Source organism: Halomonas sp. ND22Bw (genome assembly GCF_003011945.1).
Lineage (GTDB): Bacteria > Pseudomonadota > Gammaproteobacteria > Pseudomonadales > Halomonadaceae > Halomonas > Halomonas halophila.
Genome location: NZ_PXWD01000088.1, coordinates 1 through 527 on the forward strand (window position 1 = coordinate 1; position 527 = coordinate 527).

The window sequence follows — 527 nt, forward strand, 5'->3', positions numbered from 1 at the left end:
CGTCGGATCAGCTGTTCCTCGCGCTCCTCGGCCGTCCACGGCTCGGCCATGCGGGCGGCGACGCCTTCGCTTCCAAGGGCGACAAGGGCGAACTGTTCAGCATTCCCGTCGCCCACCTGCGCGAATGGCACGAAGGCTGGATGCCGGGCTGGATGGGCGACGCCGCATGATCCGCGCCGCCCTGCCCGTCGCGCTGGTCCTGTTGCTGGCGGCCTGCGACGGCGGCGGCGATCCGGTGCAGCAGGCGCTGCGCGACACCTCGGCCGCCAATCATGCGGCGGCGGCCCGCACCACGGCTGAAACCGAGACGGCCCATAGCCCGGCGTCAAACGTCACGCCGGGCGACCGCGCCTTCTCGGCGTCCGAGGCCGAAATGCATCGCAAGATGGCCGCCGCGTCGGGCCAGACGATCGACCAGGCCTATGTCGCCAAGATGATCGCCCACCACGAAGGCGCAGTCGCCATGGCCAAGGTCGCCCTGCGCGACAGCCGCGACCCCGCCATCCGCCGCATGGCCCAGACCGTGA

The 527-nt window shown here is 71.3% G+C and carries 1 protein-coding gene; it reads left to right on the forward strand.

The window, feature by feature from the left end; genetic code table 11:
• Nucleotides 1–166 precede the first annotated feature (166 nt).
• A partial coding sequence (locus CVH10_RS17085; RefSeq protein ID WP_106489335.1) for a DUF305 domain-containing protein occupies nt 167–527 on the forward strand: 361 nt, incomplete at its 3' end.